The organism is Rhizobium bangladeshense (assembly GCF_017357245.1).
Taxonomy (GTDB): Bacteria; Pseudomonadota; Alphaproteobacteria; order Rhizobiales; family Rhizobiaceae; genus Rhizobium; species Rhizobium bangladeshense.
Genome location: NZ_CP071612.1, coordinates 1,895,361 through 1,916,763, shown reverse-complemented (window position 1 = coordinate 1,916,763; position 21,403 = coordinate 1,895,361). Strand labels below are relative to the sequence as shown.

Annotated in this window: 19 protein-coding genes; 1 reads left to right on the top strand and 18 read right to left on the bottom strand. The window is 61.8% G+C overall.

The annotated features are described in order from the left end of the window. Positions 1-3 precede the first annotated feature (3 nt). The 5 genes from J2J98_RS09290 to yajC form a co-directional block, all read right to left on the bottom strand. Positions 4-471 carry a hypothetical protein gene (locus J2J98_RS09290; protein ID WP_064709115.1) on the bottom strand — a complete coding sequence of 156 codons (468 nt, stop codon included), beginning with the start codon at positions 469-471 and terminating at the stop codon, positions 4-6. A 71-nt stretch (positions 472-542) separates the two neighbouring features. Next, positions 543-1,400: a phytoene/squalene synthase family protein gene (locus J2J98_RS09285; protein WP_207602919.1), complete on the bottom strand. Its 858-nt coding sequence runs from the start codon at positions 1,398-1,400 to the stop codon at positions 543-545. A gap of 2 nt (positions 1,401-1,402) precedes the next feature. Further along, complete coding sequence (locus tag J2J98_RS09280; RefSeq protein WP_138394047.1) at positions 1,403-1,789, bottom strand: Mth938-like domain-containing protein; 387 nt, start codon at positions 1,787-1,789, stop codon at positions 1,403-1,405. A 4-nt stretch (positions 1,790-1,793) separates the two neighbouring features. Next, on the bottom strand, positions 1,794-4,334 hold the full coding sequence (gene secDF, locus J2J98_RS09275; RefSeq protein ID WP_207602918.1) for a protein translocase subunit SecDF: 2,541 nt from the start codon (positions 4,332-4,334) through the stop codon (positions 1,794-1,796). Positions 4,335-4,378: 44 nt separating this feature from the next. Next, the gene (yajC, locus tag J2J98_RS09270; protein ID WP_064696006.1) at positions 4,379-4,726 is read right to left on the bottom strand and encodes a preprotein translocase subunit YajC; all 348 of its coding nucleotides are present in this window, start codon (positions 4,724-4,726) and stop codon (positions 4,379-4,381) included. Positions 4,727-4,932: 206 nt separating this feature from the next. Here yajC and J2J98_RS09265 point away from each other — a divergent pair, with 206 nt between their 5' ends. Continuing rightward, on the top strand, positions 4,933-5,805 hold the full coding sequence (locus J2J98_RS09265; RefSeq protein ID WP_207602917.1) for an ATP-binding protein: 873 nt from the start codon (positions 4,933-4,935) through the stop codon (positions 5,803-5,805). Positions 5,806-5,895: 90 nt separating this feature from the next. Here the strand turns inward: J2J98_RS09265 and J2J98_RS09260 are convergent, their stop codons facing one another. From J2J98_RS09260 to J2J98_RS09200, 13 genes are all read right to left on the bottom strand, one after another. Further along, positions 5,896-7,500 (bottom strand): M23 family metallopeptidase, encoded by a 1,605-nt coding sequence (locus tag J2J98_RS09260; RefSeq protein WP_207602916.1) that lies wholly within the window; start codon positions 7,498-7,500, stop codon positions 5,896-5,898. Between the two features lie 186 nt (positions 7,501-7,686). Next, the gene (locus J2J98_RS09255) at positions 7,687-8,340 is read right to left on the bottom strand and encodes a protein-L-isoaspartate(D-aspartate) O-methyltransferase (protein ID WP_064709121.1); all 654 of its coding nucleotides are present in this window, start codon (positions 8,338-8,340) and stop codon (positions 7,687-7,689) included. After that, complete coding sequence (gene surE / locus J2J98_RS09250) at positions 8,337-9,110, bottom strand: 5'/3'-nucleotidase SurE (protein WP_207602915.1); 774 nt, start codon at positions 9,108-9,110, stop codon at positions 8,337-8,339. The genes J2J98_RS09255 and surE overlap by 4 nt, the downstream gene beginning before the upstream one ends. 4 nt (positions 9,111-9,114) lie before the next feature. Next, positions 9,115-10,398 carry a serine--tRNA ligase gene (gene serS, locus J2J98_RS09245; protein WP_138394042.1) on the bottom strand — a complete coding sequence of 428 codons (1,284 nt, stop codon included), beginning with the start codon at positions 10,396-10,398 and terminating at the stop codon, positions 9,115-9,117. Positions 10,399-10,488: 90 nt separating this feature from the next. Beyond that, the gene (gene tatC, locus J2J98_RS09240) at positions 10,489-11,316 is read right to left on the bottom strand and encodes a twin-arginine translocase subunit TatC (RefSeq protein WP_138394041.1); all 828 of its coding nucleotides are present in this window, start codon (positions 11,314-11,316) and stop codon (positions 10,489-10,491) included. After that, positions 11,313-11,930 (bottom strand): Sec-independent protein translocase protein TatB, encoded by a 618-nt coding sequence (tatB, locus tag J2J98_RS09235; protein ID WP_138394040.1) that lies wholly within the window; start codon positions 11,928-11,930, stop codon positions 11,313-11,315. Before tatB ends, tatC begins: the two co-directional genes overlap by 4 nt. A gap of 50 nt (positions 11,931-11,980) precedes the next feature. After that, positions 11,981-12,172, bottom strand: a complete 192-nt coding sequence (locus J2J98_RS09230; RefSeq protein WP_064709192.1) for a twin-arginine translocase TatA/TatE family subunit — start codon at positions 12,170-12,172, stop codon at positions 11,981-11,983. Between the two features lie 185 nt (positions 12,173-12,357). Then, positions 12,358-13,062 carry an SMC-Scp complex subunit ScpB gene (scpB, locus tag J2J98_RS09225; protein ID WP_207602914.1) on the bottom strand — a complete coding sequence of 235 codons (705 nt, stop codon included), beginning with the start codon at positions 13,060-13,062 and terminating at the stop codon, positions 12,358-12,360. Continuing rightward, positions 13,059-13,916 (bottom strand): segregation and condensation protein A, encoded by an 858-nt coding sequence (locus J2J98_RS09220; protein ID WP_064709193.1) that lies wholly within the window; start codon positions 13,914-13,916, stop codon positions 13,059-13,061. Before J2J98_RS09220 ends, scpB begins: the two co-directional genes overlap by 4 nt. 17 nt (positions 13,917-13,933) lie before the next feature. Then, on the bottom strand, positions 13,934-14,947 hold the full coding sequence (gene nagZ, locus J2J98_RS09215) for a beta-N-acetylhexosaminidase (RefSeq protein ID WP_207602913.1): 1,014 nt from the start codon (positions 14,945-14,947) through the stop codon (positions 13,934-13,936). 110 nt (positions 14,948-15,057) lie between these two features. Beyond that, the gene (locus J2J98_RS09210; protein ID WP_207602912.1) at positions 15,058-18,267 is read right to left on the bottom strand and encodes an SPOR domain-containing protein; all 3,210 of its coding nucleotides are present in this window, start codon (positions 18,265-18,267) and stop codon (positions 15,058-15,060) included. 61 nt (positions 18,268-18,328) lie between these two features. Next, positions 18,329-20,086 carry an arginine--tRNA ligase gene (gene argS, locus J2J98_RS09205; protein ID WP_207602911.1) on the bottom strand — a complete coding sequence of 586 codons (1,758 nt, stop codon included), beginning with the start codon at positions 20,084-20,086 and terminating at the stop codon, positions 18,329-18,331. 64 nt (positions 20,087-20,150) lie between these two features. Then, on the bottom strand, positions 20,151-21,368 hold the full coding sequence (locus J2J98_RS09200) for a deoxyguanosinetriphosphate triphosphohydrolase (RefSeq protein WP_207602910.1): 1,218 nt from the start codon (positions 21,366-21,368) through the stop codon (positions 20,151-20,153). Positions 21,369-21,403: the final 35 nt, after the last annotated feature.

The following is a 21,403-nucleotide window of genomic DNA, read 5'->3' as shown; positions in this document are numbered from 1 at the left end:
GTTCTATTGCTTGTTGGCTGCCGAAATATTGCCGGATGGCAGGTCCTTATCCGGCTCGGCGATATAGTTGCCGAGCAGCCAGAGCGCAACTTCAGACGCCTCCTTCGCTGAAGCGAACTCGAATTTGCCGTTGTGGCTGGGCGCATCTAGAAATTCTATTTCCAACCCCCTGCCGGTCTCCGAGCTTGCGACACGCACACGGCCGGGCTCGATCAGATGGCAGGAGAAATGGCGCGCCATGTTGCGCATGAGGCCGGCCTTGTTGTCGTGCAGGCGCACGAAGATCGCCTGACCGTTTTTCGTCGCCTGCAGCTGGCGGATCGCCTCGTTGGGAAAGGCACGGCCGAACTCGATGATGGCCAGCCCCGTGTCGTGCAGACTGTCCTCCTTGTTTTGCGCAGCCATTCGTGTTGCAACGAAAGCAAAGAAGATGACGATGGCGAAAAGAACGCACCAGACGATAATGCCCACGCCGAGTCTCCGTTCAAAGGATCGTGTTGAGGGTCTTGTAGCGCGCGAGACTTGCGCGAATTTGACCTGTGTCAGATTTTCCTGCGGGCTGCCGCCAGCGCCATTCTAAGTTGGCGGCGCCATTGCGGCGACTGCAGCGGCCAGTCGAACAGGAAAGCCCCCCGCCTCTGCGCCTTGAGGAGCACCGGTTCGGCCAGGGTCGCGGGCAGGAAGGCAGGGAACAGAGCTGGCGGAATCGACCCTGCCCCTCTCGCCTTTGCCAGATGCTCAAGGCCGAGGCCGGCAAAGGCCTCGATGGCGGCGGAGATGCGCGGCCGGTCTTCGCCGGCGAGGAAGGCGTCGCGGTTAAGTCCGGTGGCGGAAAGGATCTGCAGCGGAATATAGATCTGGCCGCGGCGGCGGTGCAGCGGCATCAGCAGCAACAGCCCGGCAATCGCTTGTGCGACGCCTGCATGGCCGGCGGCATCCGCCGATCGCGGAGCCTCCTCCGGCGAAAGCACGAGGCTTGCGAGCTGGATCAGCGCGGAGGCCGTTTCGCCGGCATAACCTTCAAGCGAGACCCGCGTCTCCATCGGATCGTCATAGAGGTCGAAGGTGCGGGCGTCGATCATGTCAACCAGCGTCTTGCGCGGCAGGCGATGGGCCTCTATCGCCGTCAGAAGCGCCGCGGCGACGGGATTGGCCGCCGTCGAGCCATGCGCATTGCCTTCCAGCAGGTCGCGCCAGTATTGCATGCGCACCTCGCCAGGCAGCGGCTCATGCACCAGGTCTCGGATGCGGGCGAGTTCCGCATTGAACGCGTAAAGGGCCGCTAGCGCACCGCGCTTCTCCTCCGGCGACAAGAGACAGGCGAGATAGCGGTCGCGATCATTGTCGCGCAGCATCGCCAGGCAGATGTCCTGGTTGGTCGCTATTTTCGCGTCAGCCATCGTCAGACCGCAATCAATGCCGCTGCGACGGCGCGCTGCTCCGAAAGCATAATGTTGAAGGTGCGCACCGCGGCACCCGTGCTCATCGGATCGGAAGAGATGCCGCGCGTCTTCAGCGCCTGCTTCAATTCGTCGGGCAGACGGCGAAGCTCGGTTCCCGTACCGACGAGCAGAACCTCAATTTCAGCTGCCTCTTCCAGCACGCGGCGGAAATTTTCAAGCGACAGCGGCTTCGACATATCCATGTCCCAACCGTGAATGCCGGAGGGCAGGCAAAGGATCGAGCCGCGATGCGACATGTCGGCAAAACGGAAACCGCCATTGCCGTATGTGTCGATCGGAGCCCGGCCGGGAAAATGCGCCGCGCGGATTTCTATGCCTTTTGCCATATTTTCAAACCACCGTGCCGGATCTTACACCGGCATCCGTCTTGTTGCTCTCTTCTTCGTCAGGACCTTCCTGCCGCAGCCGGAAGACGATCAATACGGGAGCAGCGATGTAGATCGAAGAGAAAGTGCCGAGAGCGACTCCGATGAGCATCGCAAAGGAGAAGGAGCGGATGACGTCGCCGCCGAACAGATACAGCGCAAGCAGCGCAAGCAGCGTCGTCGCCGCGGTCAGGACGGTGCGCGACAATGTCTGATTGATCGAGGCGTCGATCAGGATCGGCAGCGGCATCTTCCTGTATCGTTGAAGATTCTCGCGCATCCGGTCATAGACGACGACCGTGTCGTTCAGTGAATAACCGACGATCGTCAGCATGGCTGCGATGCTCGTCAGGTTAAACTCGATGCCGGTCAGCACGAAGAGACCGAGCATGATGATGACGTCGTGCAGCGTGGCAATGATGGCGCCGACTGCGAACTGCCATTCGAAGCGGATCCAGATGTAGATCAGAATGGCCGAGAGTGCGGCTGCGACACCGAGCGTCGCCATCATCGTCAATTCGCCCGAGATGGCGGGACCGACAACCTCGACGCGGCGAAAATCGTAATCGGCCTCGAGTTCGCCGCGCACCAGCGTGGCCGCCGATTGCTCGGCGTTCTCGCCGCCGCCCTGCGACGCGATGCGAATCCGCGCATTCGATCGCCCGCCCGTAGGCTCGACGCTGACCTCGCCAAGATTGAGATCATCCAGACGCAATCTGAGGTCGGCGATGTCAGCACTGCCCTGCTTCGCCGTCACCTCGATGAGCGAGCCGCCCGTGAAATCGATACCGAGCTGCAGGCCAACGGTGGCAAATGCCGCCATGGCGATCAGCGAGATCACTGCCGACGCGGTGAAGACGTAACGGCGGATCCCCATGAAACGCACATTGGCGTGCTCGAAAAGATGCGCGAGAACGCTCTTCGGCAGATGCCTGGGATGGCGCGCTTTCAGCCAGGCGGCGACAATCGAGCGCGTCAGCGTGAAAGCAGTGATGACGGTCGTCGCAATGCCGACCGCCAGCGTGACTGCGAAACCGCGAATGGATTCGCTGCCGAGGAAGAGGAGAATGATGGCGGCGATGAAGATCGTGGCATTCGCGTCAATGATCGTTGCGAAAGCGCGCGAAAAGCCGCGGCCGACGGCCTGCTCAAAGGAGGGGCTGGCTCTTTGCTCTTCGCGTATGCGCTCATAGATCAGCACGTTGGCATCGACCGCCATGCCGACAATAAGCACGATGCCGGCAATACCGGGCAAAGTCAGTGTCGCGCCGGCAAGGCTGAGCGCAGCGACGATGAAGATCAGATTGAAGACGAGCGAGACGACGGCGATGACGCCGAGAATGCGGTAGAGCGCGATCATCAATGCTGCGACCAGCACGACTGCGACGAGACCGGCGACCAGGCCGGAGAAGATGGAGTCGGCGCCGAAGCTCGGGCTGACGCTGCGCTCCTCGACGCTCGTCAGCGTCGCCGGCAAGGCGCCGGCGCGCAACATCACCGCAAGATCGCGAACGCCATCCTCTGAGAAGTTTGCCGAAATCCGGCCCTCACCGTCGGTGATCGCCGCATCGATGACCGGCGCCGACATCACCTGGTCGTCAAAGACGATGGCAAGGTGCTTGCCGATATTTTGCGTTGTCGCCTGCGCCAGCCGCTGCGTGCCTTCCGCATCAAGGCGATAGGCGATCGAGGTATCCTGGGTCTGCGGATCGACGACAGGCTCGACATTGACCATGTTGCTGCCGGTGACGAATGCAATGCGGTCGACCAGATAAGGAACCGGCGGATCGTCGAGCGAATAAAGCACCTCGGAAGTGGCCGGCCAGCGGCCGCTCAGAGCCTCCTGTCCGGACATGCTTTCGTCAAGGAGATGAAAGGAAAGCTTGGCCCGCTGGTTCAGGATGTTTTTCACCCGCTCGGCATCGACCGATCCCAGCACCTGGACGACGATCCGGTCGTCGCCATCGGGGCGGAGGAGGAAATGATCGTAGCCCGATTGCGCCAGGCGGCGGCCGACAATATCGAGCGAGCGGCCGCGGGCGGAGGCAATGTCGGCGGCAATGCCGGCGTCGGAAATCTGCAGCGAAAGCTGTCCCTCCGCGCCCTGCTGCAGCGAAATCCCAGGCTCCGACTGCTCGCCGGCCATGGTCAGAGGCTTCAGCAGATCGACCGCCTTTTGCGTCTCGGCCAGATCGGTAACCCGGACAGTGACGGTCTGGCCGTTGCCGGTCAGGCCGGTATAGCGAATGCCGGCGCCCCGCAACGCGTTGCGCACTTTGGCGACCGCCTCTTCCAAGCGGTCCTTGACGATATCGGAACGCTCGACCTTTAGGACGATATGCGAGCCGCCCTGCAGGTCGAGACCGAGCGTGACGCGGCTGTTTCGCAACCATCCCGGCAGAGAGGAACGCTGCGCCTCGCCGAGCAGATTGGGCGCAGCGATGATGATGGCTGCAAGGGCGACCAGCCAAATCAGAAGTGTTTTCCAGCGGGAAAAATGCAACATTCTCTCGACGATCTTCCGATCCGGCTCTTCGCCGTTATCGCTTGTTACGCCGCGTCGGCTTTGACAGGCTCACCCTTGACGCGAACGTCCGAAATGCCGCTGCGAACAATGCGCACGCGCACGCCTTCAGCAATTTCGACTTCGACTTCCTTGTCGTCGACGACCTTGGTCACCTTGCCGACGAGACCACCGCCCGTCACGATCTGATCGCCGCGGCGAATGGCCTTCAAGGTTTCCTCGCGCTTCTTTGCCTGCGCCCGTTGCGGCCGGATCAGCAGGAAGTACCAGACGACCATAAGCGGCACGAAAAGGATGATCATTTCGAAACCGGAACCGCCGAATCCTGTTGCGGTATCGGTCGCAGTCTGGGCGAATGCCGGGGTGATGAACATGCTAAACTCCTCAGGCTTCTACGGCGGAACTCCGCCTGCTTTTTCAGGTTGCCGGACTATAGTTGCAGCTTGGATGAATGCAACAGAAACAGCCGGAAAGAGTACCGATTCCGCTGCCTCATAACCTTTCGGCCGGGAAAAGGCCATGGTAGGCGGCATCGAAAGATCAAAGCGGCTTGCCGCAGCGAGAAATCAGGAGGCTTGCGATGACCGAGGAAATCAACACCGCCCTGCTTGCCGAGCTGAAAAGGCTCGCTGATGCCGTGCAGCGTCTAGCCGGGCCGGCACCTGCCGTCAATGAGTGGAATGCGGCCGACTGTTTCATTTGGGCGCCGTCGCGTCAGTATCTGCAGCCGGTGAAGAAGCCGAATCGGGTGGCGCTGAAGCTCATCCGCGGCGTCGACCACGTGCGCGATATCCTGCATGAGAATACGGTGCGCTTCGCCGAGGGTTATGTCGCCAATAACGTGCTGCTCTGGGGCGCGCGCGGCATGGGCAAATCATCGCTGGTCAAGGCGGTGCATGAGGATGTCAGGCGCGAAAGCGGCGTCCCGTTGAAACTGGTCGAGGTACATCGCGAGGATATTGCCAGCCTGCCCAACCTGCTCGACCTCCTGAAGGACACGCCGTACCGTGTGATCGTCTTCTGCGACGACCTCTCCTTCGATCATGACGACACCGCCTACAAGTCGCTGAAGGCTGCACTCGACGGCGGCGTCGAGGGACGGCCTGACAATGTGCTCTTCTACGCCACGTCGAATCGGCGCCATCTTCTGCCGCGTCACATGATGGAAAACGAACAGTCGACGGCCATCAATCCATCTGAAGCCGTCGAGGAAAAGGTCTCGCTGTCCGATCGCTTCGGTCTTTGGCTCGGCTTTCATAAATGCAGCCAGGAAGACTATCTCGGCATGATCGACGGCTATGCCGATCACTTCAAGCTTGGCCTCGACCGCAATAAGATGCATGCCGAGGCGCTGGAATGGGCAACGACGCGCGGCGCGCGCTCCGGCCGCGTCGCCTGGCAATATATCCAGGATCTCGCCGGACGTCTGCGCGTTCATATCGACCAGGCATAGGCGCCCCCGAATCGGAGTCTATGCGAAGAGATCGAAAATGACAAAAGCCCGGCTGGTGGCCGGGCTTTTGCGCTCCCTGGTACGCTCTACCTATTCCAGGAAAGTCATCGGGTTGACCGGCGACGCGTCCTTGCGCACCTCGAAATGGACCTGTGGCTGCTTGACGTCGCCGCTCATGCCCGAGACGGCGACGGTCTGACCGCGCTGGATCTTCTGACCGCGGGCGACGCTCAACGTGTCGGCGTTGCCGTAGACAGTGACGGTGCCGTCGTCGTGACGGACGAGAACCGTATTGCCGAGTTCCTTCAGGCCGTTGCCGGCATAGATGACGACGCCGTTTTCGGCAGCCTTGATCGGCGTGCCCTGCGGCACCGAAATGTCGATGCCGTCGTTGCGATTGCCGTTGACGTTGGCGCCGTAGGCGGCAATGACCTGGCCGCGAACCGGCCAGCGATATTTGCCGATGCCGGTCGATTCCGGCGCGTCGGAACTGACGTCGGACTTCTTCTCGACCTCGTCGACGGTCTGGGTGGCGACCGGCGCCTTGTAGGGCGCAGGCTGAACGGACGCGGTCTGAACCGACGCAGTCTGCTGGGCGGGCGCCGGATCAGCCGGTTTCGGCTCGACCTTCTCAGCCGGGATGGAAGCGGTCTTGACCGTGTCGGCACTGCCGTTCGGGATTTTCAGAGCCTGGCCGATACGCAGCGAATTCGCCGAAAGATTATTGGCAGTCTTGAGATCGTCGATGTTAGTGCCGGTCGCCTTGGCGATCTTTGCCAGGGAATCGCCCTGCTTAACGACATAGCTGCCGGCAGGCGCCTTCGGATCCTTGCCGGCGCCAGCCGGAAGCTTGCCGGTCGAATCGGCGCTCGCCATGGTCTTGTCCCGTGCGGAATTGGCGCCCGGGACGACGGCGACCTTCTGTTCCGGCGCCTTGGCCGGGTCTGGCATATTGCCGGGCTTGGAAAGATCGGCCGCCTGCGAAGCCGCCTTGGCGGCATTGCCACCGTTGAAAGTCGGGATCAGGATTGCCTGGCCGGCCTTGGCCGCCGAAGCCACCTTTAGGTTATTGACTCGCAGGATTTCCTTTTCCGGAACACCAAAGCGCCGGGATAAGGTCGCAATGCTCTCACCTGGACGCAGCGTGACGGAAGGCGCGTTGGTCGCGGACCAGCCGGAAATCTTCGGCGTCGTACCCGTCGTCAGAGAATCGGGCGCCGGCTTCGGAGCAGCGGGCGCTACGAGCCGCGCCGTTTCAGGCTGCGCCGAAGCCGGGAAAGGCTGGGCGAGCGCGACTTCTCTCTCCCGCTGGCGGGATGGCGCAGCAGCCGTTGGAGCCGCAAGTTCGGAGCGCTGTATCGAGACGGGCGAGGAAGCCATGCGGGCGCTCGACGTCGGGACCGGATCGTAACCGGGGCGCGCCGGATAGGGTTGATTCAGCGCAGCATTGCCGCCGCCGTAACCCGACTGACTGGCGACAACGGGGCCGCCGAGATCGGCGCGCGGCACCGGATCACCTTGCCGACCGCCGCGCGGAATGGAACTTGTGGTAATCTGATCCTGCCCCGAGGAGGAAAACAAGCCGCCGAACCGTGTCACATCGGAACTGCAGCCCGTTGCGGCACTCGCCAGCAGGCCAACAACCAGGAGATTACCGGCCGACTTACCGAACTTCGGCGAAAGACTGAAACGCATTGACTCGACCCACTGAGAACGCAACCATTTGTGAGTCTATTAAAACGCGTTAGTATTACCACGCGGTTAAGACGCTGGAATCAGTGCGATATTTTTGAGAAGTTGATAACCATAGCTTACGGGTGAAAAATCGCAGTGTCTGGAACATGGTGCCAAAGGATGCGTGCCAGCTTTCGAACCGCGCATCTACAGCAGCGAGGCGAGTCGCGGTACGATCGGCAGATAAGGGGCTTCGAACAGTTCTTCGCGTTCGAAACGGCTGCCGGTTTTCGTCAGCCGCACCATGCGACACTCATTCTCGGAAATCATCAGCGGGGCAATCATCGAACCACCGGAAACGAGCTGGTCGCTATAAAAGCGCGGCATAGCATTGAATGCAGCGGTTACCAGAATACGGTCGAAAGTGCCCTCACCTTGCATGCCGGCGCTGCCGTCGGCCTGGCGGATGACGACGTTGCGCAGCCCGAGCGATTCCATGCGCCGCTGCGCAGCCGTCGTTAGCGTCTTATAGCGATCGATCGACAGAACACGTTCGGCCAGACGGCCCATGACAGCGGCGGTGAAGCCGCTGCCGGTTCCGACTTCCAGAACGCGCTGCCCCGGTTTGAGTTTCAGGTGATGCAGAATGCGAACGACAAAATCGATGCCTTCCAGGAAGGAGCCGCATTCGATCGGTATCGTCCGGCTGGAATAGGCGTCCTCGGCAAATTGCGGCGGCACGAACAACGAGCGCTGCGTCTGCTCGACCGCCGTCAGCAGATCGAGATCGGAGATGCCTTCGGCGCGCAGTCTGAGGACGAGCGCCGCGAAGCCCTCCTTCTCCGCCAGTCTTGCCGTCAAACCCGTGCTCCGTATCCCAGGGCCCGCGCCACGCGGTCCGTCACGGAATAATCGGTCAAATCCAGTTTCAAAGGCGTTACCGAAATCTTGTTATGCTTCAAGGCGTGGATATCGGTACCTTCGATGAAGGCACCGGCGCGTTCGCCGAACTTGAGCCAGTAATAGGGAAATCCCCGGCCGTCGGAGCGGGCGTCGACCTGCAGGTTGAAGGCGAGCTTGCCCTGCATGGTGACCTCGGCGCCGTCGACCTCGTCGGGACGGCAGTTCGGGAAGTTGAGATTGAGGAACGTGCCCTCCGGCAGGTCCAGCACCATCAGCTTTTCCAGAAGTGCCGGCGCATGCGTTTCGCACACCTCCCAGGGGACGATGCGCGCGCCGTCCTCATAGAGATAGGCCTGGCTCAGTGCAAAGGATCGCACGCCCTGCATCGTGCCCTCGATCGCGCCCGCGATCGTGCCGGAATAGGTCACATCGTCTGCAACATTCGAACCCGAATTCACGCCGGAGAGAACGAGATCGGGCTTGATGTCCATCACCTGCCTGATGCCCATGATGACGCAGTCGGTCGGCGTACCGCGCAGCGCGAAATGTTTGTCGGAAATCTTGCGCAGCCGCAACGGCTCGGACAGGCTCAACGAATGCGCCAGGCCGCTCTGATCGGTTTCCGGCGCCACGATCCAGACATCGTCGGACAGTGTACGGGCGATCCGCTCCAGCGCAGCAAGGCCTTCGGCGTGGATGCCATCGTCATTCGTGAGCAGGATGCGCATCGCCTCAGGCCGCCCGTTCGATCTTGGTCATTCCGCCCATATAAGGCAGCAAAACGTCCGGAATCGTGACGGTGCCGTCTTCATTCAGATAATTTTCGAGGACGGCGATTAGGCAGCGGCCGACGGCGGTGCCGGAACCGTTCAGCGTGTGGACGAACTTGTTGCTCTTGTCGTCCTTGCCGCGATAGCGCGCATTCATTCGCCGGGCCTGGAAATCGCCGCAGACAGAGCAGGAAGAGATTTCCCGGTAGGCATTCTGCCCCGGGAGCCATACTTCGAGATCGTAGGTCTTGCGCGAGCCAAAGCCCATATCGCCGGTGCAAAGGGTCACCGTGCGGAAATGCAGCCCGAGGCGCTTCAGCACCTCCTCCGCGCAGGCGGTCATCCTCTCATGCTCGGCGATCGAGCTCTCGGCGTCGGTGATCGAGACAAGTTCGCATTTCCAGAACTGGTGCTGGCGCAGCATGCCGCGGGTGTCACGACCGGCAGAGCCCGCTTCCGACCGGAAGGATGGGGTCAGCGCCGTGAAACGCAGCGGCAGCTTTTCCTGGTCGAGGATTTCCTCGCGCACCAGATTGGTCAGCGTCACCTCCGCGGTCGGAATGAGATAGCGGCTATCCGTCGTCTTGAAGAGATCCTCTTCGAACTTCGGCAGGTTGCCCGTGCCGAACAGCGCTTCAGCGCGGACCATCAGCGGCGAGCTGACTTCGGTATAGCCGTGCTCGCTTGTGTGGAGATCGATCATGAATTGGCCGAGCGCCCGTTCGAGCCTGGCGAGCGGTCCTGTCAGAACCGTGAAGCGCGCACCGGACAGCTTGGCGGCGCGCTCAAAGTCCATATAGCCGAGCGCCTCACCGATTTCGAAGTGCTCTTTCGGCGTGTGGTTCCAGCGCGGCTTTTCGCCGACGACACGGGTGACGACATTGTCGTGCTCGTCCTTGCCGACTGGAACATCGTCGAAGGGGACATTCGGGACGCGCGAAAGCGCGTCGTTGAGTTCGGCCGTCAGTTGCCGTTCTTCCTCCTCGATCGCAGGCAGCAGGGTCTTCAGTTCGGCCACCTCGGCCTTCAGCTTCTCGGCGAGTTCGCCGTTCTTCTGGGCCATCGCCGCGCCGATTTCCTTAGAGGCAAGGTTGCGGCGCGACAGCATATCCTGCGCTTTCTGCACAGCAGAGCGGCGCTTTTCATCGAGGGCGACGAGACTTTGGGCCAGAGGTTCCGCACCGCGCTTGGCAAGGGCGGCATCGAGCGCTTCGGGATTCTCACGGATCCATTTGATATCGAGCATCGTCGTTCCAACTCGTTGCAATAGAAATGACCGGCCGGAGAAACCGACCGGACAGGAAACGGCAGACCTCAGGGGAAAGTCAGGAACCGCTCAGACACTGTCCGTCTTGGCGACGTCGGAGGAACCAGAAGCCTCGTCAAGTGCCCGTTGGGAACGCTGACGCTCCACGAGTCGTGCCGCGTAAATGGAAATCTCGTAGAGAAGGATTGCCGGTATCGCAAGACCGATCTGGGACAAGGGATCCGGCGGCGTCAGCACGGCAGCAACGACGAAGGCGAGCACGATGGCGAATTTACGCTTTTCGGCGAGCCATTCCGACGTCAGCAGGCCGACACGGGCAAGTAGTGTCGTGACAACAGGCAGCTGGAAGACGAGGCCGAAGGAGAAGACCAGCGTCATGATCAGGCTCAGATATTCCGACACCTTCGGCAGAAGCGAGATTGCTACCTCGTCTTGGCCCGGCGCCTGCTGCATCGACAGGAAGAACCACATGACCATAGGCGTGAAGAAAAAATAGACCAGCGCGGCGCCCAAGAGGAACAGAAGTGGGGAAGCGATCAGGAACGGCAGGAAGGCCGCCCGTTCATTCTTGTAGAGGCCTGGAGCGACGAACTTGTAGATCTGGGCCGCGATGATCGGAAAAGCGATGACAAGGCCACCGAACATGGCGACCTTGACCTGCGTGAAGAAGAATTCCTGCGGCGCGGTGTAGATGAGCTGCGCCTTCTCGACATCGAGGTTGGCCCAGCTGACAGCGAGCTTATAGGGATAGACCAGGTAGTTGAAGATGTGCTTGGCGAAAAAGAAGCACACGATGAAGGCAATAAAGAACGCGCCGATCGACCACATCAGCCGCGTACGCAGCTCCATCAGGTGCTCAATCAACGGCTGCGGCTTGTCTTCGATATCACCGCTCATGCCTCGTCCTTCTTCTTCGTCTGCGCCGGCTTCCGGGGCGTTGCAGGTTTCCTGGCCACCACCGTGCGCTTTGGCCTTTCCACGGGCGCCGCAATGGCGGAAGCGGCATCGGTCTTATCGACAGCCTTGGCGCGCGGCTTGCGCACGGCCTTCGGCTTCTCGGCGACCGTATCGGCCTGGAGAGCCGCTGCGGCGACGGGTTCCGATGCGGGTGTGGTCACCGGCACCAGCGGCGGGGTTTCGGGCAGGCTCATTGACGGCGTCGGGGCCGAGACGGCAGCCGGCGGCACCTCGGTCTTATTTTCCGAAGCCACCGTCGCCTTCTGCAGGTCAGCCTTGATCTCGTTGCCCATCTGGCGAAGAGGGTTCATCGCCTCGCGCAGGCTGTTCACCGGATTGAGCTTTTGTGCGTCGCCGATCGTCTGGCGGACATCGTCAAGCTCAGATTCACGTAGCGCTTCATCGAACTGGGTACGGAATTCACCCGCCATCTTGCGGGCGCGCTGCGTCATCTTGCCGAAAGCGCGCAGCATCGGCGGCAAATCCTTCGGACCGACAACGACGATCAGCACGACCGCGATAACCAACAGTTCGGTCCAGCCTATATCCAACATGCAAGGCTCCTGGACGGGAAGCGCGGGGGCTGCGCTTTTCCCGGACTTGATTACTTGGTTTCGTCGGCTTTGTGATCGACCGTCTTGGCCGTTTCCGGCGCGTCTTCGTCCGTCATACCCTTCTTGAAGCTCTTGATGCCCTTGGCAACATCGCCCATCAGTTCCGGAATCTTGCCGCGACCGAACAGCAACAGCACGATGACCAAGACGATCAGCCAGTGCCACATGCTAAAAGAACCCATCATCACTCTAACTCCCTGTTTCGATGTTCCCACGATGTAAGAATTTCTGACACCGTTTCCAACATCAAGCCCTTTGAACTGCGCTTAATGTCACGGTATCGCCCTTTGTGACAAGCCACAGACCCGCCAAAAAATCGTGAGCATCATTGTTTTCGTCATGCATGGCAAAAGCAAGACGAAGTCCTTCAATCTTCGGAGGTAGAACGGGGAGCGAGCAACCCGAGTTCTTCGAGATCCATCTGGGTGATCGGATCCTCGTCCTCGGTCAGTTCGTCGTTCATCGACGGCGATGGAATGTTGAAATTCGCCGGAATGCGGCCTGACAGTAGGCCGGCCCCCTTCAATTCTTCGAGGCCAGGCAGATCGCGCAACTCTTCCAGTCCGAAATGGTCGAGAAAATCGCGTGTCGTGCCCAAGGTCACCGGCCGGCCCGGCGTACGCCGACGGCCGCGAAACCGCACCCAGCCGGCTTCCATAAGCACATCAAGCGTGCCGCGCGAGGTCTGAACGCCGCGAATGTCCTCGATTTCGGCACGCGTCACCGGCTGGTGATAGGCAATGATCGCCAGCACCTCCAACGCGGCGCGCGAAAGCTTCTTCACCTCATTGTCATCGCGGCGGATGACGAAGGAGAGATCGGCGGCGGTGCGGAAGGCCCAGGCGCCCTCGACCTGCACCAGATTGACGCCGCGAGGCGCATACTGCTCCTTCAGTCGCAGCATGATCGCATGCACATTGGTGTTTCTGGGCAGCCGCTCGGCGATAAAACCTTCGGAAACCGGTTGCGAGGAGGCAAAGACCAGCGCCTCGGCGACACGCTCAGCCTCGATCTCGGCCTGCATGTCGCGGCCGTCCTCCTCGAAATTCTCTTCGCTTCTGGGATCGATCAAGCCGGCCGCTCCTGTTCCACGACCTGCAGCGTTGCATGCTTGGGACCGCGGCGCATATAGATCGGCTGAAAGGCGCCGTCCTGACGAATTTCGAGTTTACCCTCGCGCACCAGTTCCAGCGAGGCGGCGAAGGCGCTGGCAATCGCCGTGACGCGTTCCTCCGGTGCGGCGAGATAGCGCAGCAGATAATGCTCCATCGCCGTCCAGTCGCCGACCTCGCCGATCATCTGAGTCAACAGTTCGCGGGCGTCGGTCAGCGACCAGACATTGCGCCTCTCGATCGTCACCTGGGTAACGGCGTGGCGCTGGCGCAGCGCCGCATATGCGGTCAAAAGATCGTAAAGGCTCGCCGCGTAAGCGGACTGCTGCCGGTCCGGAATATGCTCCGGCGCGCCGCGGGCGAAGATATCGCGGCCGAGGCGGTTGCGGTTGACGAGACCCTCCGCCGCCTGGCGCATGGCTTCTAGGCGTTTCAGGCGGAAGGCGAGCGTTGCCGCCATTTCCTCGCCGGAGGGACCGTCATCCTTGACCTGCTGGGGAATAAGCAGGCGTGACTTGAGATAGGCAAGCCATGCCGCCATGACGAGATAGTCGGCAGCAAGCTCGATGCGGATGCGCCGGGCGCTTTCGACGAACTGCAGATATTGTTCGGCGAGCGCCAATACGGAAATGCGGGACAGGTCGACCTTCTGGTTGCGGGCGAGATAGAGCAGCAGGTCGAGCGGGCCTTCGAAGCCGGCGACGTCGATCACCAACGCGGGCTCGTGGCTGGCGCGCTCTGCACTGGTATCCTGCCACAGCTTGTCCATCGGCGTTGCCGCCTGCGGACGTTCCGTGCCCTTGACCGTGTTCACACCCTGCTCCTCTGCGATCAAACCATCGCAAACATCGCCTCAAATTCTGCGCGCAACCCGGCTTCGTCAGCCGCATCCGGCGCGGCGAAGCCTGCCTCGACCGCATTTGCCCGGGCAAGCGACGCGCCGGCCAGCGGCGGAACATTTGCCACGACATCCAGCATCTCGTCCATATCGCCGTTGCAATGCAGCACGATATCGCATCCGCCTGCAATAATATTCGCTGCCCGTTCGCCGATCGTGCCGGAAAGCGCGTTCATCGAGCTATCGTCGGAAAGCAGCAGACCACCAAAGCCGATATGCTCACGGATGATGCCGTCGATCACCTTGCGTGAGGTCGTCGCCGGATTATCAGGGTCGATCGATGTGAAGACGAGATGGCAGGTCATCGCCATCAGTTCGTCTTTCATCGCCATAAAGGGCGGGAAATCATGGGTTTCCAGCTCATCGCGCGAGACGGTAACCACAGGCAGCTCCAGATGCGAATCTGCAAAGCCGCGACCATGGCCTGGCATATGCTTCATGACAGGCAGCAGACCGCCGGCCTTCAGCCCGTCGCCAGCCGCCCGTCCCATGGCGATGACGGTGTCGGGATCGCCGCCATAGGCACGGTCGCCGATGACATTGCTGCTTCCTTCGACCGGCACATCGAGCACCGGCAGACAATCGACATTGATGCCGACGCTCGAAAGATCGAAGGCATGCAGCCGTGACATCACCCAGGCGGCCCGGATCCCGAGCACAGGATCGCGGCGATAGAGATCACCCAGCGCCTGGCCTGCGGGATACCGTGGCAAGACCGGCGGACGGATGCGCTGGACGCGCCCCCCCTCCTGGTCGATCAGAACCGGTGCATGCCAGCCGACGCTGTCGCGCAGTTCAGCGACGAGATCAGCGATTTGAGATGCTTCGGAGATATTGCGTCCGAAGAGGATGAAGCCCCAAGGTCGTTCGCCACGGTAAAGGGCTTTCTCTTCGGAGGTGAGGGAAAGGCCGCTGCAGCCCAGGATCATCGCTTTTGATTCGGTCATGCGAGAATCATAGACGCCGCCCCGCCAAATGCGAGCGAGGCCGGGCACGATGCACAAAAAAGAGCGGCGGACCGACCCGGCCCACCGCTCTCCTATTCAACAACCTGCAGTTACCGCGAGATCAGGCAGCTTCCACCCGCGGCACGATACTTCTCGCAGAGTGCTGCGGCCTCGTCCTTGGAGCCGACCGGGATGCGGACACGGTAGAAAGTGCCCTTGCCGGCAATATCGGCCCTGCGGATCTCATGGGCGCGGCCACCGAGCACGCCGGCAAATTTCTTCGACAGGTTGGCGTAGGATTTATTAGCCTCGTCCTCCGACGGCAGCGAAGCGATCTGGAGGCCGTAGCCGCCGGCGGATGCGGCTTGCTGCGGCTGGGCGGCGGCCGGCGTTGCGGAGGCGACCTGCGTCGGCTGCTGCGCGGGCGTGCGGACATTACCCTTCTCTGTGACGGTTCCGACCACATTGACGGGCTGATCGGCCGGGCGGGCGATCGGAACCGGAGCCGTATCGGCAATCGTCGTCGTCTTGACCGGCCGCACCGCCGCATCGGCCGGCGCGGGATTTGCCGGCTGCACATCGGCGGTTGCGGCGGGGGCAGTTGCGGCAGGCGACGGCTGTGCCGGCGCGGTTTCGACAGGTGCCGCGGAACGCGCATCGGCGGAAGCAACTTCGGCGCTTGCCGGGAAGCTCGCAGCCGTTCCGGCAACCGGCGGTGCCATCGGAGCCGATGGCGCCGTCGAGGCCGATTGCGCCGTCACAGACGGCTGGGCAGACGGCATCGGCTGAGCAGACTGGGCCGGCTGGTCGACCGGCGCAGACTCCTCGCGGGCGACCAGGGTGCCGTCAGGCTTGACGATCATCGTGCGTACCTTGCGCGGCGAAACGGACGGCGTCTTGTCGGCGTCGCTTGCGGAAGCGTCGTCGGCGTTAGCCTGGTTCGGCAGAAGACGCGGATCCTCCGTCTCACCAACCGCCGTCGGCGTAACCCGATCGTCGGCACCGACGTTCTCGTCATCCTCCGGCAACGTCTCCGGCGTCAAAGTGCGCTGGACGACATCGACAGGCGCCTCGTCCGAGGAAACGAGAGCCTTCTGCTTCGGCTCCTCGGCAGAACCCGCGACGCGGTCGTAGACGGCCTTATCCTGGTTCGGCACGGTCTTGCCACCCGGATTTTCCGGAACGACCTTGACCGGCGCTTTGTCCGCCGTGATCACGCGCGGCTCGCCGGAAGCGACAATACCAAGCCCCTCACCGTTCCACACGGAGGAATAGACGCCATAACCAACACCGGCGAAGACCACCAGCACCACGGCCCCGGCAAGCAGCCGGCGCATCGAGCGGGCACGGCTGAAATCTGCGGCCTGGCTTGCCGACTCGATGCGGACTTCGGAGGTCTCCCGACGCTCGACCGGCTCGCGTACGCTGCGGCGGAAATCCTCCTCCAGCGCCCGTTCGAAATCATCGAGGCCGTCGGCAATGGTCGGCTTAGCCGGCTTTGCCGCAGCGGCCGCCATATTGCGGGCGGGCGCCGCCGTCTCGCGCGGCTTGGCCGGTTCGAAGAAGCTCGCGATCTCTGCATCGAGATCGAAATCGAAATCCGCGGTTTTCGCGACCGGAGCGGGCTGCTCGACCGGCGGCAGCGCCGGCACATGCATGTCGTCCACTGTCTCGGGACGATCCTCGGGATCGGAGATCATTGCCGGATCAAACGGCAAGTCTTCGGTCGTTTCAGCGGCAGATGCCTCTGCGGCAGGCGCCCAATTGAAAGCAGGCGCCGGAGCTGCGGCCGGCGGTTCGGGAATCAAGGCCGGCGCGGGCTGCGGCGGCACGGCCGCCTCCAAGTGCTCAGGCGCTGCCTCCTGGGGCGCAACGGGTGCCGGCTGCGCCTTTGGCTGCGGCGCAGGCTCTGCTGCTTCGGAGAAATCAAGATCGGCAAGTTCCAGCTCGATGCCGGCAAGATCCAGTTCGAAATCGTGGCCCGCAAAGGGATCATCAGCCTCCGCGGTGGGCTGCGGCGCCCGCGAATATACCGTTGCGACCGGCTGGGGCGGAGTGACCTCGGCAGGCTGTGGCGCGACCGGCCTTGCGGCTTCGGCAGTATAGGCAGGCACCCTTTCGATCGGAGCGGAAAGGACCGGTGCAGCAGAGACCAGTGCGGGCGCGACCGCCTCGGGCTGAACCGGTGCGGCCCCGAGGGAGGCGGGCTCCGGCGAAACCGGCGCCAGATTGGCGCGCTGCAAAACCGGACGAGGCACCGGATAGCGCGAGACGTCGGCCAGCAGGTCGTCGACATCGAAAGTGCCGGCGGTATGCGGAACTTCGTGCCCGACCTCAGTCAGCGCGGCGTCGGCCTGGATCTCGCCCTCGATGGCGGCCGCGAGGTCGAAACCGGCGTCGGAGCTGAACTCTTCCAGCTCGTCCTCAACTTCAACGAATTCCTCGGCTTCAGCAGTTTCTTGCGGCGCGATTGCCTCATCGTGGCGATCGAGCTCGGCGGGAAAGCCGAAGGATGGCGCCACGGATTCGAACTCCTCGGCAGGTTCGACAGCCGCAATGGGCGCCGGCTGCTTGATCATGGGCTCCGGCTCTGCCCAGGCAAGATCGGCAACCGCTGCATCAGCCATCGGATCAGCGGGAGCTTCAGCCGCAGGCTCGCCGACTGCTTCGACAGCGGGCTCGACTACAGCCGCCGGCGGGGCCACCGGCTCCTCACGTTTCGGGGCGTGGAAGTTAGCGAGCGGCAGCCTGATGCTGGCGGCCGACCATTGCGGGGCCTTGGCTGGCTGCGCCAGCGAAGAGACCGGTGCTGCACCGATCGACAGTTCGAGTTCCTCGATCAGGTCGCGGGCGCCGCCAAAAGCGGTTTGGACCGGCACCTCGGAAGCAGGATCGACAGAAAGCGGCAGCGGATCGGCTGCCCGGTCGGCGGCCGCATCCCAATCCCTTGCAGGGAGTTCGGCAGCTTCTTCTGCGGCAACGGGATCAACGGAGACGAGCTCCGGAACATCCACGTCAACCGCAACGGGGGAAGCATCGAGAACGGGCTCGACATAATCTTCGGGGGTGATGTCGTCAGCGATCGGCTCGGCCGGCCGGTCCAGTTCGCCAAGCGGACGCGGCGAATCGTAGCGGTCGAACTCGCGCCCGAGTTCGTCTTCAAGATTGAAGGCGGGTTCGCGGCGCGCGGCCTCGGTCACTGTATTTGCTGCAACACGCGGTTCGAAGCCGACGATACGGGCAAGTTCGGCCAACGGATCGTCGTCAGCAAACAGATCGTCTTTTCCGCGCGTATCATACGCAAGTTGTTTCTCAGCCATGCCTATCCCACTCGCAAACGCCAACGCTCAAATGCCAGCGCATTGTGGGGAAATGGTGACGTTATCGCATTTCGTCAGGTGCGGCAGTGCCTGTAATGGCAAGTCCCGACTTCAAAACCGACGCGACGGCGTACACCAGCCCAAGTCTGGCAATACTTGATTCTCGGTTTTTATCATTAACAAATCGTAATTCCGTCTGATCTTTACCTTTGTTCCAGTGCGCGTGGAAGGAACTGGCGAGGTCATAGAGGTAGAAAGCGATGCGATGCGGCTCCTGCGACTGGGCCGCCGCTTCGACGACACGAGGGAATTCGGCCAGCTTGGCGACCAACTGCAATTCGGCCGGATCCCCAATGCCAGCAACGCTTTTGGCAAGATCTTCAGGCGAGACATCGAGGTCCGGGAACGCCTCCCTGGCCTGCCGGAAGACCGACATGCAGCGGGCATGCGCATATTGCACGTAGAAGACGGGATTGTCCTTCGACTGTTCCGTCACTTTGGCGAAATCGAAGTCGAGCGGTTCGGAATTCTTGCGGTAAAGCATCATGAACCGAACCGAATCACGGCCGACTTCCTCGACGACATCCCTGAGCGTGACGAAATCGCCGGAGCGTTTCGACATCTTCACGGGCTCGCCATTCCGGTAAAGCTTGACGAGCTGGCAGAGCAGCACGGTCAGCTTCGCCTTACCTTCCGAGACGGCGCGCGCAACCGCTTCCAGGCGCTTGACGTAACCGCCATGGTCGGCGCCGAGCACGTAGATCATCTCCTCGAAGCCGCGGTCGAACTTGTTCTTGAAATAGGCGACATCGGCGGCAAAGTAGGTGTAGGAGCCGTCCGACTTGATCAGCGGCCGGTCCATATCGTCGCCCACTTCGGTCGAGCGAAATAGCGTCTGCTCGCGATCTTCCCAGTCCTCGGCAACCTGGCCCTTCGGCGGCGGCAGCGTGCCCTTGTAGACGTAGCCCTTGAAGGTCAGGTCGTTGATCGCCGTGCGGATGGCTGCCGCACCGTTGGCATGCAAGGTGCGCTCGGAGAAGAAGATATCGTGGTGGACATTCAGCGCCGCCAGATCTTCACGGATCATCGCCATCATCGCATCGATCGTGCGATCCTTGACGATCGGCATCCATTCCTCTTCCGGCATATTGTGCAGCCGGACGCCATAATCGGCGGCAAGCGACTGACCGACAGGAACGAGATAATCTCCGGGATAGAGACCCGAGGGGATTTCGCCGATCCGTTCGCCGAGCGCTTCGCGATAACGCAGGAAGACCGAGCGGGCCAGCACGTCGATCTGCGAGCCTGCATCGTTGATATAGTATTCCTTTTCGACGCCATATCCGGCAAAGGCGAGCAGGTTGGCGAGCGCATCGCCGACAACGGCGCCGCGGCAATGACCAACATGCATCGGGCCAGTCGGATTGGCCGAGACATATTCGACATTAACCTTCCGGCCCTCACCGAGCGTCGAGCGGCCATAGTCGGTGCCGGCACCGATGATGGAGGCGAGCAACCGCTGCCAATAACCGACGGCGAGACGGATGTTGATGAAACCGGGGCCCGCCACCGAGACATCGGCGACGTCGGCATCCTCCTTGAGTTTGGCGATGATGACGTCAGCAAGGGCACGAGGATTAGTGCCAAGCGGCTTTGCCAGCACCATCGCAGCGTTGGTCGCAACATCGCCATGACTGGCATCGCGCGGCGGTTCGACCGTAATGCGCCCGAAATCGAGCTCAGATCGCTTTTCCCTGACCAGATCGATCTGTTCAAGGGCGGTTTTGATCCTGGCTTCGAAGTCGGTAAAAAGGTTCATCGCACTCTTCCATGCATAGGCTGTGCCAAAGAGCGCAAGTCGGCCTTCGGCGGGCGACCGCTGCCTATCGCAAATCCGGAGTGTGGTCAAACAATCGCCTGTGGGCACTGATCGCATAGGTGTCGGTCATGCCGGCGAGGTAGTCGCCGACATGGCGAGCCTTCGGCGCATCGGCGAGCCCCGCAATATGATCGACCCAGTAATGGCTCTGCATCTCCTTGGGATTGGCCATGTAGGCGGCAAAGAGATCCGTGACGATCTGGGCAGCACCGGCGCGGATGCGCATGATATCGGGATTACGGTAGATGCGCTTGAAGAGCATCGCCTTGATCTGCCTGTCGGTTTCGGCCATGTCTTCGGAAAAGGTGGCGATAACCCGGTCGGCTCCGCGGATGTCGGCAGCACTTTCAGGACGAAGAAGCGAAACGCGCTCCTGCGCGACGCTGATGACGTCCTCGACCATGCGGGTGATCTGGCGGCGCATGATCTCGTGGGTGAAACGGCTCGGCTCCAGATGCGGATAGCGCCCCCTCACCTCGGCCATCAATCCGGCGAGAAAGGGAATTTCCTCCAGCATGTCGAAACTCAGATAGCCGGAGCGCAGACCGTCGTCGATATCATGGGTGTTATAGGCGATGTCGTCGGCGATCGCGGCGACCTGGGCTTCGAGGCTGGCATAGGTTGCAAGCTCGAGATCGTGCAGTTCGCAATAATCGAGGATCGGCTGCGGAACCGGGCCGCGCGTGCCCGCACCATCTGGTGTCAGTAGCGGACCATTGTGCTTGACCAGACCTTCGAGGCTTTCCCACGTGAGATTGATGCCGTCGAATTCGGCATACCGCCGCTCGAGCTTGGTCACGATGCGCAGCGATTGGGCATTGTGGTCAAAGCCGCCATAAGGCAACAGCACCTCGTGCAGCGCGTCCTCGCCGGTATGGCCGAACGGCGTATGGCCGAAATCGTGCACCAGCGCCACGCCCTCGGCCAGGTCTTCGTCGAGTTTCAGGGCGCGGGCAAGCGCACGTGCAATCTGCGCCACCTCGATCGTATGCGTCAGCCGGGTGCGGTAGTGATCGCCGTCCTGGGCGATGAAGACCTGGGTCTTGTGCTTCAGCCGGCGGAAGGCGGTAGTATGGACAATGCGGTCGCGGTCGCGTTGGAAATCGGAGCGCGTCGGACTGCCGTCTTCCGGATAGAGACGCCCACGCGTCGTCCATGGGTCGGCCGCATAGACCGCTCTTTCGCTACCGCCAAAACCTAAAGCTCGCCTGTCAATCGTCATTCTTCACCGTCATTCTGCCTGTTGCCGCATCTGCC

Coding starts and splice junctions, on each gene's coding strand:
- J2J98_RS09285 (WP_207602919.1), bottom strand. CDS start 1,400: ATGGCTGACGCGAAAATAGCGACCAACCAGGACATCTGCCTGGCGATG.
- J2J98_RS09280 (WP_138394047.1), bottom strand. CDS start 1,789: ATGGCAAAAGGCATAGAAATCCGCGCGGCGCATTTTCCCGGCCGGGCT.
- secDF (WP_207602918.1), bottom strand. CDS start 4,334: ATGTTGCATTTTTCCCGCTGGAAAACACTTCTGATTTGGCTGGTCGCC.
- yajC (WP_064696006.1), bottom strand. CDS start 4,726: ATGTTCATCACCCCGGCATTCGCCCAGACTGCGACCGATACCGCAACA.
- J2J98_RS09265 (WP_207602917.1), top strand. CDS start 4,933: ATGACCGAGGAAATCAACACCGCCCTGCTTGCCGAGCTGAAAAGGCTC.
- J2J98_RS09260 (WP_207602916.1), bottom strand. CDS start 7,500: ATGCGTTTCAGTCTTTCGCCGAAGTTCGGTAAGTCGGCCGGTAATCTC.
- surE (WP_207602915.1), bottom strand. CDS start 9,110: ATGCGCATCCTGCTCACGAATGACGATGGCATCCACGCCGAAGGCCTT.
- serS (WP_138394042.1), bottom strand. CDS start 10,398: ATGCTCGATATCAAATGGATCCGTGAGAATCCCGAAGCGCTCGATGCC.
- tatC (WP_138394041.1), bottom strand. CDS start 11,316: ATGAGCGGTGATATCGAAGACAAGCCGCAGCCGTTGATTGAGCACCTG.
- tatB (WP_138394040.1), bottom strand. CDS start 11,930: ATGTTGGATATAGGCTGGACCGAACTGTTGGTTATCGCGGTCGTGCTG.
- J2J98_RS09230 (WP_064709192.1), bottom strand. CDS start 12,172: ATGGGTTCTTTTAGCATGTGGCACTGGCTGATCGTCTTGGTCATCGTG.
- nagZ (WP_207602913.1), bottom strand. CDS start 14,947: ATGACCGAATCAAAAGCGATGATCCTGGGCTGCAGCGGCCTTTCCCTC.
- J2J98_RS09210 (WP_207602912.1), bottom strand. CDS start 18,267: ATGGCTGAGAAACAACTTGCGTATGATACGCGCGGAAAAGACGATCTG.
- argS (WP_207602911.1), bottom strand. CDS start 20,086: ATGAACCTTTTTACCGACTTCGAAGCCAGGATCAAAACCGCCCTTGAA.
- J2J98_RS09200 (WP_207602910.1), bottom strand. CDS start 21,368: ATGACGATTGACAGGCGAGCTTTAGGTTTTGGCGGTAGCGAAAGAGCG.